The sequence below is a fragment of the Streptomyces kanasensis genome, from assembly GCF_043077165.1.
Classification (GTDB): domain Bacteria; phylum Actinomycetota; class Actinomycetes; order Streptomycetales; family Streptomycetaceae; genus Streptomyces; species Streptomyces changanensis.
Genome location: NZ_JBIBSF010000001.1, coordinates 1,038,301 through 1,051,262 on the forward strand (window position 1 = coordinate 1,038,301; position 12,962 = coordinate 1,051,262).

A 12,962-nucleotide genomic window follows, 5' to 3' on the forward strand; every position below is an offset into this window, starting at 1 on the left:
CTCGTAGGCTGTGTCGCGGAGTCGGTGAGCGGAGGGCGCGTGGAGGACGGCACGGACACGGTGTCGGGATCGATCGACGGGAACGCGCCTGCGGGAATGCGGGAGTTGGCGACCCGTCTGCGGACGGTGCTGAGCCGGGCCGGGTACGGCGGCATCCGTGAGGTGGCGGAGGCGTCAGGGCTGAGCCGCAGCACCGTGTCGGACGCGCTGCGGGGCAACCGTGCGACCTGGGCGACCGTCACGGTGCTGCTGCGGCACTGCGGCGTGGCGCCCGACGCGTCCTGGAAGCGCCTGCACGAAGCGGCCCGCCGCAGCCGGCACGAGCCGGACCAGGAGCGCGCCGACCGCCACTCCCCCGAGCCCGAGCCGGTGCCTGAGCCCGTGTCCGCGCCCGTGCCGGTGGCCCCCGCCGGTTCCCCGGCCCGCACCGTGCCCGGACCTCGGCCTCCGTCCCCCGCCACAGCCCACCCGGGCGCCGACGCGGGCGCGGTGGGCGCCGTGGCGGGCGCCGTGGCGCCGGGCGTCCCCTCACTGCGCGCCCCCTACGGCGAACTGCCCCACCACGTGCGGGGCCGTGCGGAGCTCCTGCGCACGCTGGAGGCGGCGGACCGCGAACGGGTCCACGTGCTGTGCGGGCTGGGCGGCAGCGGGAAGACGACCGTCGCGCTCGAACTCGCCCGCGTCGCCCGGCGCACCGGCCACCGAGTGCTGTGGGTGTCCGCCACGACCCGCGGCGCCCTGCACACCGGCATGCGCCGCGTCGCCCGGGAACTCGGCGTGTCCGCCGCGGAGGTGGAGGAGGCCTGGGCGGGCCTGACCAGCGCGCCCGACCTGGTGTGGCGCGCCCTGGACGCGGCCGAGCGGCCCTGGCTGCTGGTCCTGGACAACATGGACGAGCCGGAGGGGCTGACCGACTGGGTCCGGCCCGGCGCGGCGGGGCTCACGGTGGTGACGAGCCGCGTCGGCAACCCGATGGTCTGGGGCGCGGAGGCGGTGTGCCACCCGGTGGACGTGCTCTCACCGGAGGACGGCGCGCACGTGCTGGTCGACCTGGCGGGCCAGGCCGGCCCGACGGAGGACGCCCGGGCGCTCGCCGAACGGCTCGGCGGGCTGCCGCTCGCGCTGCGGCTGGCCGGCGCGTACCTCGCCCGCAGTGCGCGCGGCGCGGGTCTGCTGCGCCGCCGCGACGGGGACGACGCGTACGTGAGGGACTTCGCCGGGTACGCCGCCGCGCTCGACCGGCTCGGCCCCGACCTGCTCGACCGGGGCGAGCGGCTCGGCGGCCCGGCCGGGGACGACGAGCGGCGGCTGCGCAGGCTGGTCGGCCGCACGTGGGAGATGAGCCTGGACCTGCTGGAGGCGCAGGGGCTGCCCGAGGCGCGCCTCCTGCTGCGACTGCTGTCGTGCTTCGCCCCGGCGCCCTTCCCGGCGCAGCTGCTGGACCTCGACACGTTGGAGCAGTCGGGGCTGTTCACGGGCGCGGCGCGGGCGGGCGGGTGCGACGCCGCGCTGGAGTCGCTGGTCGACATGAGTCTGGTACGGGTCGAGGACCTGCGTCTCGGCGAGACCGAGGACGAGCACGACACGGGGGGCGAGTGCGCGGGTGAGGGGGCCTGCGAGGGGCCGATGGTCCTGCCGTGCCTGGTCGCCCATCCGCTCGTGCTGGAGGTCAGCCGGCTGAACGCCCGGCGGGCGGGTGCCGGCGAGCGGGACCGGTTGTGGCGTGCCGCGTCCCTGGTGGCGCTGCGGCTGGCCTCCGTCGACGCCGGCGAGCCGGGCATGTGGAAGGTGTGGGACCTCCTCGTCCCCCACCTGCGGGCCGGTCTGCGGGGCGTGCCCGACCACGACGAGCCGACGCTGGTGAGGTTCCTGTCCGCGGTGAACCTGGCGCACGGCTACGCCGTGGTGTCCAACGGCTACGACCTCCAGGAGGAGCTGGCCGCCCTGTTCGGCGAGAAGGCCGCGGCGCTGCCGCCGGACCACCCGGCGGCCCTCCACGCACGGCAGCTGGCCCTGCGGGACGTGGACGGCTCAGGGGAGGGGATCGACACGGCCCACGCGCTGTACGAGGCCGCCCGGGAGGAGCACGGGGAGCACCACGCCCACACGGTGCAGGCCCGCCACTCGCTGGCGCGCGCCCTGTACGCGACGGGCGACCTGCCCGCGGCGGAGCGCGAGTACCGGGCCCTGGTGTCCCTGGAAGACGACGGGCCGGTACCGGAGGCCCTGCACCACCGCACCGGGCTGATCACGGTCCTGGCGGAGCTCGGCAAGGGGGACGAGGCCACGGCGCAGGCCCGCGCGTTGCTGTCCCTGGTCGAGGAGGGGCGGCTCGACGCCGATGACCTGAGCGCCCGGCACCACCTCGGCCACGCGCTGGACGTGACGGGCCTGTACGCCGACGGCGAGCGGCTCCACCGTCGGGTGCTGGCCGAGCTGGAGGGGGCGGGGGCGCGCGGGTCGCACCTGCACCTGCACACCACCCGCATGCTCGCCGAGAACCTCGCCGCGCAGCAGCGCCACGAGGAGGCGCTGGGGGTGCTGGACGGGCTGCTGCACCGGTACGGTGCGGTCAGCCCGGCCCACGAGCGCCCCTACAACGAGCGGCTCCGGCTCCTCGACCGCCGGGCCCGCCTTCTTCACCGGCTGGGCCGGTACGACGAGGTCGTGGAGCAACTCCGGCGGCTCCTCGCGGAGTTCGCCCCGGTCATGCCCTCCGACGCGCCCGCGGCATTGAACGTCCGGTACGGCTTGGTGCTGAACCTCCTCCACGCCGGGCGGTCCGCGGAGGCCGACGCCGAGTTGTCCGCCCTCATGAAGGACCTGGGGCCTGAGGGGCCCGGCGCGGAGGAGCGGCCGGAGGGCGGCGCGGCGCTGCGGCAGCGGGTCGTGGCACTGGCGGAGCGGTTGGACCCGGCCCGGTGCCCTGGCCACGTGCGGTCGGACGGGCCGGCGGGGCCGGGTTCCACTGCGTAGGGCGCGCGGGGCCGGACCCGCGCGACGAGGGCGTACGGGGCCGGACCCGCGCGACGAGGGCGTACGGGGCCGGACCCGCCCCGGAGGCGGGTACCGGGGTCCGGTACCCGCCCCCGGGGGATCAGTGCGCCGGGGCCGGCTTCGTGACGCGGGCTTCGGTGATGTCGTCGGCCGGTTCCATCGGGGCCGTCACCTCGTCGCTGTCGCGGCGGGCGGGGGCTCCGAGGTGGTTGAAGACGAGGTTCAGCAGGACGGCGGCGACACAGCCGGTCGAGATCCCCGAGTCCAGGATGATCTTCGCGGTCTCCGGGAACGCGTGGTAGAACTCCGGGGCCGTGATCGGGATGATGCCGACGGCCAGCGACACGGCCACGACGAGGACGTTGTTGTCCTTCTCCAAGCCCGCCCTGACCAGGGTCTGTATGCCGCTCGCGGCGACCGACCCGAAGAGGACCACGCCCGCGCCGCCGAGCACGGGGCGCGGTACGACGGCTATCAGGGACGCCGCCACGGGGCACAGCCCCATGAGGACGAGGAAGCCGCCGCCCGCCGCGACGACGAAGCGGCTGCGGATCCGCGTCATCGCGACGAGTCCGATGTTCTGGGCGAAGGCGCTGCACATGAAGCCGTTGAAGAGGGGGCTGATCGCCGAGCCGAGCGTGTCGGCGCGCAGTCCGGCGGCGATGGTCCGCTCGTCGGCCGGCCGCTCGACGATCTCGCCGAGTGCCAGCATGTCGGCGGTGGACTCCGTCATGGACACGAGCATCACCACGCACATGGAGACGATCGCGGCGATGGCGAACTGCGGGGCACCGAAGTGGAAGGGGGTGGGGAAACCGACGAGGTCGGCGTCGAGCACGGGGGTGAAGTCGGTGACGCCGAACGGGATGGCGAGCAGGGTGCCGAGGACGAGACCGATGAGGACGGCCACCTGCTTGACGAAGCCGCGGGTGAACCGGCGTACGAGGAGGACCAGCAGGAGGGTCGCCGCCGCGAGGCCGAGGTAGGTGGTGGAGCCGTAGTCGTCGGCGGCGGGGTTCGGACCCTGCGCCCAGCTGAAGGCGACGGGGAGCAGCGAGACACCGATCAGGGTGATGACCGAGCCGGTGACGACCGGTGGGAAGAAGCGGACGAGCTTGCTGAACCACGGGGCGGCGACGAAGCCGAGCAGGCCGGCGACGATGATCGCGCCGAAGATGACGGGCAGCGCGTCGGCCTTGTCGTCCGTCGTGTCGACGATGGCGAGCATGGGGGCGACGCCCGCGAAGGTGACGCCGTTGACGAAGGGCAGCCGCGCGCCGATCCGCCAGACGCCGAGGGTCTGGAGGAAGGTGGCGAGGCCGGCGGTGAAGAGGCTGGCGCCGGTGAGGAAGGTCAGTTCGGTGGCGGAGAGGCCGACGGCCGCGCCGACGATCAGGGGCGGGGCGACGACGCCCGCGTACATGGCGGCCACGTGCTGGAGGCCGCTGGTGACCATCCGCAGGGGCGGGAGCGTCTCGTCGACCGGGTGCCTGCCGCCCTCGGGGGCGGAGCCGGGGTCGCGGGGGTCGGGGGTGACCGGTGCGTCGGGACCGGAGTCGGACGCGTGGGGGTCGGGGCTGGGGGCGGGGGTCTGGTTGCCTGCATCGTTGTGGGACCTGGGCATGGCGGCCACGGCGGTTCCTCCGGTCGGTTAACGCGTCGGCGGTGTGACACGGGTTTCAGGGAGGTGCTGAGGTGATGCGGGAGGTCGGTGAGGGGGTGCGGTGGTGCGGCTGAGCGGGTGTGCGGGGGCGAGGGGTCACCGCTGAGAGGGCGAGGAGCCCGCGGTGCGCGGTGCGGAGGCAAGGGGCGCGCGGAGCTGAGTGGTGCGCGGAGCTGAGTGGTGCGCGCCGGTGCGGAGGCCGGGCCGGTGCGGGGTGCGGAGGTACGGCCTCGGGGTCGTCGGCCGGGGTGGCCGCGGAGGTGCGTGCGCGTGCGGGCGCCCGTGACCGTCCCGGGGGGTGACGTACCCGATGGGGTACGGCACCCCCCGGTCGGGCTCCCGCGGACCCCGCTCGGGTCCGCGGTGACCGGCCGGGGGCCGTCCCCCCCGGCCGGACTTCGTGGATCGACGCCGGGGCTCAGCCCTGGGCGGCGATACGGGCGAGGCGCCGGGCCTCGTCCCTGGTGGAACGCGCGATGGCGTCCTCGTCGGCGGTCAGCAGGCGGTTGTCCTCGACGATCTGCCGGCCGTCGACGAACGACGCGGTGACCGGCGCGGCCGCGCCGAGGACCAGCGCGGTGACCGGGTCGGCGATGGAGGCGTGGGCGAGCGTGTCCAGCTTCCACAGCACGAGGTCGGCGAGCTTGCCGACCTCCAGGGAGCCGATCTGGTCGGCCCGCCCGAGGACCTGGGCGCCCCCGTACGTGCCGAGGCGCAGGGCCTGGCGCGCGGTGAGGGCGGCTTCGCGGTGGGCGCCGAGCCGGTTGACGAGGAGGGCGTTGCGCAGTTCGGTGTGGAGTTCGCCGGACTCGTTGGAGGCGGTGCCGTCGACGCCGAGGCCGACGGGTACGCCGGCCTTCAGCATGTCGGGGACGCGGGCGATGCCGGCGGCGAGGCGGGCGTTGGACGAGGGGCAGTGCGCGACGCCGGTCCGCGTCCGGGCGAACGCCTCGATGTCGGAGTCGTTCATGTGGACGCAGTGGGCCATCCACACGTCCTCGCCGAGCCAGCCGGTCGACTCGAAGTAGTCGGTGGGTCCCATGCCGAACAGCTCGTGGCAGAACTTCTCCTCCTCGACGGTCTCCGAACCGTGGGTGTGGAGGCGCACGCCGAGCCGGCGGGCGAGTTCAGCGCCCTGCCGGAGCAGTTCGGTGGAGACGGAGAAGGGGGAGCAGGGGGCGACGGCGACCTGGGTCATCGCGTCGAAGGAGGCGTCGTGGTGTGCGCGGACGGTCTCCTCGGTCGCGGCGAGGGCGCCGTCGAGGGTCTCGACCGCGAAGTCCGGCGGCAGGCCGCCGTCCTTGACGCTGCGGTCCATGGAACCGCGGGCGAGCGTGAAGCGCACGCCCATGTCGGCGGCGGCCCCGATGATCGCGCCGGACAGGTCGCCGGAGCCGCGGGGGAAGACGTAGTGGTGGTCCATGGCGGTGGTGACGCCGCCGCGGGCCATCATCGCCAGGGAGCCCTGGGCGGCCGCGCGGACCATCTGCTCGTCGATCCGTGCCCAGGTGGGGTAGAGCGCGACGAGCCAGTCGAAGAGGTTGTGGTCGGTGGCGAGGCCGCGGGTGATCCACTGGTAGAAGTGGTGGTGGGTGTTGACCAGGCCCGGTGTGACGAGGTGACCGGTCCCGTCGATCCGGCGGACCACGTCCGCGAGGCCCTCGGGGGCCCGTCCCGCGCCGATCGACTCGATCCTGTTGTCCGCGATGACGACGTGGCCCGAGGCGTACTCGGTGTCCTGGGCGTCGACGGTCGCGATCGCGCAGTTCTCGATCACGATGCGCTGGGCTGCCGAAGGTGCCATGGTGCGTCCTTCTGGGTCTCGGGTGACGAGGGTGGGCACGGCAGGGCCCTGGGAGAGTTTGAGTGCCGCGGCCTGGCGGCTGCGGGTGCCGAGGGGGTGAAGTCGGGGTGGCCGGCCGTCCGTCCCGGCCCGCCGGGGTGGGGCGGACGGCCGTGCGCGGGCGTCAGAGGTTGGTCATGTCCACGGGTATGAGGGCGTCCACGCCGTCGCGCAGGACGGTCGCCTCGATCAGTCCGTACGGGCGGTCCGCCGCGAAGTAGACCTCGTTGTCGTTCTTGAGGCCGAAGGGCTCCAGGTCCACGAGGAAGTGGTGCTTGTTCGGGAGGCTGAAGCGGACCTCGTCGATCTCCGAGCGGTTGTTGATGATGCGCGCGCCCATCTGGTACAGCGTCTGCTGGAGCGACAGGGAGTACGTCTCGGCGAAGGCCTGGAGCATGTGCTTGCGGACCTGCTCGTAGGACTTCTCCCAGTTCGGCGAACGCTGCTCGTCGTCGGTCCAGTTGAACCGCCAGCGGGCGGCCACCTGCGTCGCCAGGATGCGGTCGTACGCCTCCTGGAGGGTGGTGTACCGGTCCTTCACGTAGCCCCAGAACTCCGAGTTGGTGGAGTTCATGACGACGAGGTCCTTCAGGCCGGAGATGACCTGCCACTTCTCGCCGTCGTAGGTGATCTCGGTGAGGCGGGTCTCCTGGCCCTTGCGGACGAAGGAGTGCTTGACCTCGTCGGCGCCGATGAACTTCGAGTTGGCGTCGGACGTGGCGATCCGCTCCCAGGCGTACTCCTCGATCCGGATCCGGGCCTGGTGGATGGGTTCCTGGCTGGTCACGAAGTGGCGGGCCAGGTGGATGCCGAACTGCTCGGCGGACTCGATGCCGTGCTCCTTGGCGAACGCGTACACCGTGTTCTTGGTGGTGTCGGTCGGCAGGACGTGGGCGTTGGAGCCGGAGTAGTGGACGTCGTCCATGTCGCCGGAGAGGGCGACGGAGACGTTCAGGTCCTTGATGTGGTGGGTCGCGCCGTCCCGCGTGATCTTCACGACGCGGTTCTCTGCTTTGCCGTACTGGTTCTGGCCGAGAATCGTGGGCATGGTGGCTGCTAGCTCCCTCGGTAAACGGAGTAGCCGAACGGGTTGAGCAGCAGCGGTACGTGGTAGTGCTCGCCCGGTACGACGGCGAAGGTGATCGCCACCTCGGGGAAGAACACGCCGCTGTCCCGTGTCGCGGGGGCGTCCTGCTGTGCCTCGGCTTGCTTCTGGGCGAAGTACGCCTCGGTCTCGAAGTCCAGGCGTACGTGGGTCGTGCCTTCCGGCAGGGCCGGGAGGTCCTTGCACCGCCCGTCCGCGTCGGTCGCGGAGCCGCCGAGCGTCACCCACTCCGCGGCGCGGCCGGCGCGGGCCGCGAGGGAGACGGCGACGCCCTCGGCGGGGCGGCCGGCGCTGGTGTCCAGGATGTGGGTGGACACCGATGCGGTCGTGTCGGTACTCATGCGGGGCCTTCCTCCACCAGACGGTTGAGCCGGATCCTGTTGATCTTGCCCAGTTCGGCGCGGACGATCTCCCGTTCGCGCTCGGGCGTGTGCGCGATCCGTTCGCGGACGGCGTCGCGCATCTGCTCGCCGGTCCGGCCGGTGGCGCAGATGAGGAAGACGTGGCCGAACCTCTCCTGGTAGGCCAGGTTCAGTTCGAGCATCTCGGCCCTGAGCTCCTCGGAGGCCCCGGCCATGCCGCGCTGCTCGCGGGCGGAGGTGGGGTCGCCGGGCTTGGGCCGGCCGATCGGGGGGTGCCCCGCCATGGCCTCGGCCAGGTCCTCGGCGGTCAGCTCCGCCGTGGCGGCGTCGCTGGCTCGGAAGAGGTCCTCGGCGGTGGCGTAGGGGCGCTGGGCGAGGAGCTTGGACCCCCACGTCGAGCTGGCGCACACCTCGTGCAGGGCGGCGAGGGCGTCGCCGTCCGGGGAGGTGTTGAACCGGGAGAGGCCCGGTGTCGAGGTACTCGAAGTCACGGGAGCCTCCGTGGCTGTTTTTCGCTGTCGTCGGACGGGCTGCGGATAGCTAACGCCCTGCGGCGACGCCGCGTCAACACTTTGTTGAAAATCCTGTGACACGAAAGCCGTCGCCCGGACATCCGGACGACGGCTGGTGTTCTACTTGCCCTTGGTGCCGTTCTCCCTGTTCAGGTAGTTGTAGACGGTGAACCGGCTGACGCCGAGCGCGCCGGCCACCGTCTCGACGCCGTGGCGCACGGAGAAGGCGCCGCGCGCCTCCAGGCCGCGCACCACCTCCTGCTTGGCCTTGCGGTCGAGCGCGGACAGCGGCATCCCGTGGCGCCGCTCCAGGGCGGCCAGGATGTGTTCCAGCGAGTCGGCGAGCTGGGGCAGCCGTACGGCGATCACCTCCTCGCCCTCCCAGGCGAGCACGACGTCGTCGGGTCCCGCCTCCGCGGGCGCCAGCACCCGGCCCCCCATGGCGTCGACGAGCGGCTTCACGGCGGTGACCAGCGGGTGGTCGCCCGGCGCGGTCACCGCTCGCCCTTCCCGATGACGTTCACCTGGAGCGAGACCCGGGTCGCCCCGGCCTCCAGGGAGCGGCGCAGCAGGGCGTCCACGGCGGCGAGCACCGCCTCGGGGCGGCCCTCCGCGGTGTTGCCGAACGGCCCCACGTCGACGGCGTCCAGCTGGGCGCCCTGGATGACCTCGCGCGCCACGACCGCGTGCGCGGGCGCCTCGTCGAGGTCGAACGGTTCGGTCGTGAACTCGACCCTCAATCGCTCCATGGGCTCACGGTAACGCCGCGGAAGGCGGCGTCCACCTGGCGGGTGCCCCTTGACAAGGACCGCGTTCCACTTGCACTCTTCCATCACGCAGAAACCAACTTCCGCAATACGGAAGGAGCGCCGCCCTCATGGCCCGCTTCTCGGAAGACGCAGGCAAGGCCCAGCGCTTCGATGTGAACCTGTCCATCCTCTTCACCGAGCTCCCGCTGCTGGAGCGCCCCGCGGCCGCCGCCGCGGCCGGCTTCACCGCGGTGGAGCTCTGGTGGCCCTGGATCGAGACCCCGACGCCCCCGCGCGGCGAGCTCGACGCGCTGAAGAAGGCGCTGGACGACGCCGGCACCCGGCTGATCGGCCTGAACTTCTACGCCGGGCGGCTGCCCGGCCCGGACCGCGGCGCCCTGTCCGTACCGGGTGAGGAGTCGGACCGCTTCCGCGCCAACGTCGACGTGGCCGCGGACTTCGCCGCCTCGGTCGGCTGCACCGCGCTCAACGCCCTGTACGGCAACCGCGTCGACGGCGTCGACCCGGCCGCCCAGGACGCGCTCGCCCTGGAGAACCTGGTCCTGGCGGCCCGCGCGGCCGACCGGATCGGCGCGACCCTGCTGGTCGAGGCCCTCAACAAGCCGGAGTCACCCCGCTACCCGCTGGTGAGCGCCCCGGCCGCGGTCGAGGTCGTCGACCGCATCAACGAGGCGACGGGCCTGGGCAACGCGAAGTTCCTGCTGGACCTGTACCACCTGTCGATGAACGGCGAGGACCTCGACGCGGTGATCGACGCGTACGCGGCGAAGACCGGTCACGTCCAGATCGCCGACAACCCGGGCCGCGGCGCTCCGGGCACCGGCGACCTCGACCTCTCCGGCCTGCTGACGCGGCTGCGCGGCGCCGGCTACGACGGCTGGGTGGGCCTGGAGTACAAGTCCGGCGACCGCCCCGGCGCGGACGCCTTCGACTGGCTGCCCCGCCCGCTGCGCGCCGCCGACTGACCCCCGTTACGAGCACGGAAAGAGGAACCCTCATGACCACCCTCCCCAAGGTCGCGTGGATCGGACTCGGCATCATGGGCTCCCCCATGTCCGAGAACCTGCTGAAGGCGGGCTACCAGGTCACCGGCTACACGCTGGAGCGGGAGAAGCTGGACCGGCTGGCCAAGGCCGGCGGCACCGCCGCGGCGTCGATCGCCGAGGCCGTCCGCGACGCCGACGTCGTCATCACGATGGTCCCGGCGTCACCGCAGGTCGAGGCCATCGCCTACGGCCCCGACGGCATCCTGGAGAACGTCCGCGAGGGCACGCTGCTCATCGACATGTCGTCGATCACGCCGCAGACCTCGGTGGACCTCGCCAAGGCCGCCGCCGACAAGGGCGTGCGCGTCCTGGACGCCCCCGTGTCCGGCGGCGAGGCCGGCGCCATCGAGGCCGTGCTCTCCATCATGGTGGGCGGTGAGCAGGCCGACTTCGACGCGGCGCTGCCGGTCCTGGAGGCGCTCGGCAAGACCATCGTCCTGTGCGGCCCGCACGGGTCGGGGCAGACGGTGAAGGCCGCCAACCAGCTGATCGTCGCGGTCAACATCCAGGCGTGCGCCGAGGCCGTGGTCTTCCTGGAGAAGTCCGGCGTCGACCTGAGGGCCGCCCTGGACGTCCTCAACGGCGGCCTCGCCGGCTCGACGGTGCTGACCCGCAAGAAGGACAACTTCCTCGACCGCGACTTCGCCCCCGGCTTCCGCATCGACCTGCACCACAAGGACATGGGCATCGTCACCGACGCGGCCCGCAACGTCGGCGCCGCCCTGCCGGTCGGCGCCGTGGTCGCCCAGCTGGTCGCCTCCCTGCGCGCCCAGGGCGACGGCGGCCTGGACCACTCGGCCCTGCTGCGCGCCGTCGAGCGCCTCTCCGGCGCCCGGGTCTGACCCGCAGCCCCCCTTCCCCCGACCCGGATCCCCGCTCCTGACCGGCCCGGGTCGGGCCAGACTTCCGGTCGGCGCCGGCGCTGACACCTGTCCTGTCGCGCCCAGGCGCCGGCGCCGGCCGGAATCCCTTTCTCCGCTTTCAACAAACTGTTGACGTTCTCCTCGGGGCGTCCCTACGCTCCTGAGCACCCGCCAGCAGCACCGCACGGAAGGTCAACCGACGAAAATGGCGAAGCGCGTGCTTACGACCGAGTCCGGCGCCCCGGTCGCCGACAACCAGAACTCCGCCACCGCCGGTGTCGGTGGCCCGCTCCTCATCCAGGACCAGCACCTGATCGAGAAGCTCGCCCGCTTCAACCGGGAGCGCATCCCGGAGCGCGTCGTGCACGCCCGCGGTTCCGGCGCGTACGGCCACTTCGAGGTCACCGACGACGTCACCGCCTTCACCCGGGCGCACTTCCTGGGCGAGGTCGGCCGGCGCACCGAGCTGTTCCTCCGCTTCTCCACCGTCGCCGACTCGCTCGGCGGCGCGGACGCGGTGCGCGACCCGCGCGGCTTCGCGGTGAAGTTCTACACCGAGGAGGGCAACTACGACCTCGTCGGCAACAACACCCCCGTGTTCTTCGTCAAGGACCCGATCAAGTTCCCCGACTTCATCCACTCGCAGAAGCGCGACCCGTTCACGGGCAAGCAGGAGCCGGACAACGTCTGGGACTTCTGGGCGCACGCCCCCGAGGCGACGCACCAGGTGACGTGGCTGATGGGCGACCGCGGCATCCCCGCCTCCTACCGCCACATGAACGGCTACGGCTCGCACACCTACCAGTGGACGAACGCGCAGGGCGAGGCCTTCTTCGTCAAGTACCACTTCAAGACGAACCAGGGCATCCGCTGCCTGTCGTCCGAGCAGGCCGCCGAGGTCGTCGGCCAGGACGCCAACTCGCACCAGACCGACCTGCTCCAGGCCATCGAGCGGGGCGTGAACCCCTCCTGGACGCTGTACGTGCAGATCATGCCGGCGCACGAGGCCGCGGAGTACCGCTTCAACCCGTTCGACCTGACCAAGGTGTGGCCGCACGCCGACTACCCGCTGCGGCGGGTGGGCCGCCTCGTCCTCGACCGCAACCCGGACAACGTCTTCGCGGAGGTCGAGCAGGCCGCCTTCTCGCCGAACAACTTCGTGCCCGGCATCGGCCCGTCCCCGGACAAGATGCTCCAGGGCCGACTCTTCGCCTACGCGGACGCCCAGCGCTACCGCCTCGGCGTGAACCACACCCAGCTGCCGGTCAACTCGCCGAAGGCCCTGCCGGGCGGCGCCGACAACTACGGCCGCGACGGCCTGATGTCGACCCGCAACGGCGCCCGCCAGGACCGCAACTACGAGCCCAACTCGTACGCCGGCCCCGCGCAGACCGACGCGGCGCTCTCCGCCCCGCTGGCGGTCGCCGGGTACACCGGCACCCACGCGGCCCCGGCGCACGTGAAGGACGACGACTTCTTCCAGGCGGGCGAGCTGTACCGCCTGATGTCGGAGGACGAGCGGGCCCGCCTCGTCGCGAACATCGCCGGCGGCCTGTCCCAGGTCTCCCGCGAGGACGTCGTCGAGAAGAACCTCGCCCACTTCCACGCCGCCGACCCGGAGTACGGCCGGCGCGTGGAGGAGGCCGTCCGCGCCCTGCGCGAGGACTGAGCGCCGACTTCGTCGACGCGATGACGGCGTACGGAGGCTGACGGGAGGTCGGCCGCCGTACGCGGTCCGGACCGTGGCCCGGATGAGGGGTGGCCGCGGGTTCGGACAGGTGAGGACCGCGGCGGTGTACAC

The 12,962-nt window shown here is 72.8% G+C and carries 11 protein-coding genes; 4 read left to right on the top strand and 7 right to left on the bottom strand.

Annotated features, from left to right (window positions below):
- Positions 1 to 39: 39 nt before the first annotated feature.
- The gene (locus ACF053_RS04540; protein ID WP_391952440.1) at positions 40 to 2,976 is read left to right on the top strand and encodes an NB-ARC domain-containing protein; all 2,937 of its coding nucleotides are present in this window, start codon (positions 40 to 42) and stop codon (positions 2,974 to 2,976) included.
- 121 nt (positions 2,977 to 3,097) lie between these two features.
- Here the strand turns inward: ACF053_RS04540 and ACF053_RS04545 are convergent, their stop codons facing one another.
- The 7 genes from ACF053_RS04545 to ACF053_RS04575 form a co-directional block, all read right to left on the bottom strand.
- On the bottom strand, positions 3,098 to 4,453 hold the full coding sequence (locus ACF053_RS04545) for a nucleobase:cation symporter-2 family protein (protein WP_391952642.1): 1,356 nt from the start codon (positions 4,451 to 4,453) through the stop codon (positions 3,098 to 3,100).
- A 625-nt stretch (positions 4,454 to 5,078) separates the two neighbouring features.
- Positions 5,079 to 6,464: an 8-oxoguanine deaminase gene (locus ACF053_RS04550; RefSeq protein WP_391952441.1), complete on the bottom strand. Its 1,386-nt coding sequence runs from the start codon at positions 6,462 to 6,464 to the stop codon at positions 5,079 to 5,081.
- A gap of 163 nt (positions 6,465 to 6,627) precedes the next feature.
- Positions 6,628 to 7,551, bottom strand: a complete 924-nt coding sequence (gene pucL, locus ACF053_RS04555; protein WP_391952442.1) for a factor-independent urate hydroxylase — start codon at positions 7,549 to 7,551, stop codon at positions 6,628 to 6,630.
- 8 nt (positions 7,552 to 7,559) lie between these two features.
- The gene (uraH, locus tag ACF053_RS04560; RefSeq protein ID WP_391952443.1) at positions 7,560 to 7,949 is read right to left on the bottom strand and encodes a hydroxyisourate hydrolase; all 390 of its coding nucleotides are present in this window, start codon (positions 7,947 to 7,949) and stop codon (positions 7,560 to 7,562) included.
- Positions 7,946 to 8,461, bottom strand: a complete 516-nt coding sequence (uraD, locus tag ACF053_RS04565) for a 2-oxo-4-hydroxy-4-carboxy-5-ureidoimidazoline decarboxylase (RefSeq protein WP_391952444.1) — start codon at positions 8,459 to 8,461, stop codon at positions 7,946 to 7,948. The genes uraH and uraD overlap by 4 nt, the downstream gene beginning before the upstream one ends.
- Before the next feature lie 141 nt (positions 8,462 to 8,602).
- Entirely contained in the window at positions 8,603 to 8,980 is a 378-nt protein-coding gene (locus ACF053_RS04570; RefSeq protein ID WP_058940226.1) for a helix-turn-helix domain-containing protein, read from the bottom strand.
- Positions 8,977 to 9,231 (bottom strand): hypothetical protein, encoded by a 255-nt coding sequence (locus tag ACF053_RS04575; protein ID WP_058940227.1) that lies wholly within the window; start codon positions 9,229 to 9,231, stop codon positions 8,977 to 8,979. The genes ACF053_RS04570 and ACF053_RS04575 overlap by 4 nt, the downstream gene beginning before the upstream one ends.
- Before the next feature lie 128 nt (positions 9,232 to 9,359).
- Between ACF053_RS04575 and ACF053_RS04580 the strand changes: the two genes are divergently transcribed.
- The 3 genes from ACF053_RS04580 (at position 9,360) to ACF053_RS04590 (ending at position 12,830) form a co-directional block, all read left to right on the top strand.
- Complete coding sequence (locus ACF053_RS04580; RefSeq protein WP_391952445.1) at positions 9,360 to 10,217, top strand: TIM barrel protein; 858 nt, start codon at positions 9,360 to 9,362, stop codon at positions 10,215 to 10,217.
- A 32-nt stretch (positions 10,218 to 10,249) separates the two neighbouring features.
- Entirely contained in the window at positions 10,250 to 11,140 is an 891-nt protein-coding gene (locus ACF053_RS04585; protein ID WP_391952446.1) for a 2-hydroxy-3-oxopropionate reductase, read from the top strand.
- A 226-nt stretch (positions 11,141 to 11,366) separates the two neighbouring features.
- The gene (locus ACF053_RS04590) at positions 11,367 to 12,830 is read left to right on the top strand and encodes a catalase (protein ID WP_391952447.1); all 1,464 of its coding nucleotides are present in this window, start codon (positions 11,367 to 11,369) and stop codon (positions 12,828 to 12,830) included.
- Positions 12,831 to 12,962: the final 132 nt, after the last annotated feature.

Bases quoted from the DNA above. Each gene is read 5' to 3' on its own strand.
- ACF053_RS04580 (WP_391952445.1), top strand. From the start codon at position 9,360: ATGGCCCGCTTCTCGGAAGACGCAGGCAAGGCCCAGCGCTTCGATGTG.
- ACF053_RS04590 (WP_391952447.1), top strand. From the start codon at position 11,367: ATGGCGAAGCGCGTGCTTACGACCGAGTCCGGCGCCCCGGTCGCCGAC.
- ACF053_RS04585 (WP_391952446.1), top strand. From the start codon at position 10,250: ATGACCACCCTCCCCAAGGTCGCGTGGATCGGACTCGGCATCATGGGC.
- ACF053_RS04575 (WP_058940227.1), bottom strand. From the start codon at position 9,231: ATGGAGCGATTGAGGGTCGAGTTCACGACCGAACCGTTCGACCTCGAC.
- ACF053_RS04545 (WP_391952642.1), bottom strand. From the start codon at position 4,453: ATGGTCACCAGCGGCCTCCAGCACGTGGCCGCCATGTACGCGGGCGTC.
- pucL (WP_391952442.1), bottom strand. From the start codon at position 7,551: ATGCCCACGATTCTCGGCCAGAACCAGTACGGCAAAGCAGAGAACCGC.
- ACF053_RS04550 (WP_391952441.1), bottom strand. From the start codon at position 6,464: ATGGCACCTTCGGCAGCCCAGCGCATCGTGATCGAGAACTGCGCGATC.
- uraH (WP_391952443.1), bottom strand. From the start codon at position 7,949: ATGAGTACCGACACGACCGCATCGGTGTCCACCCACATCCTGGACACC.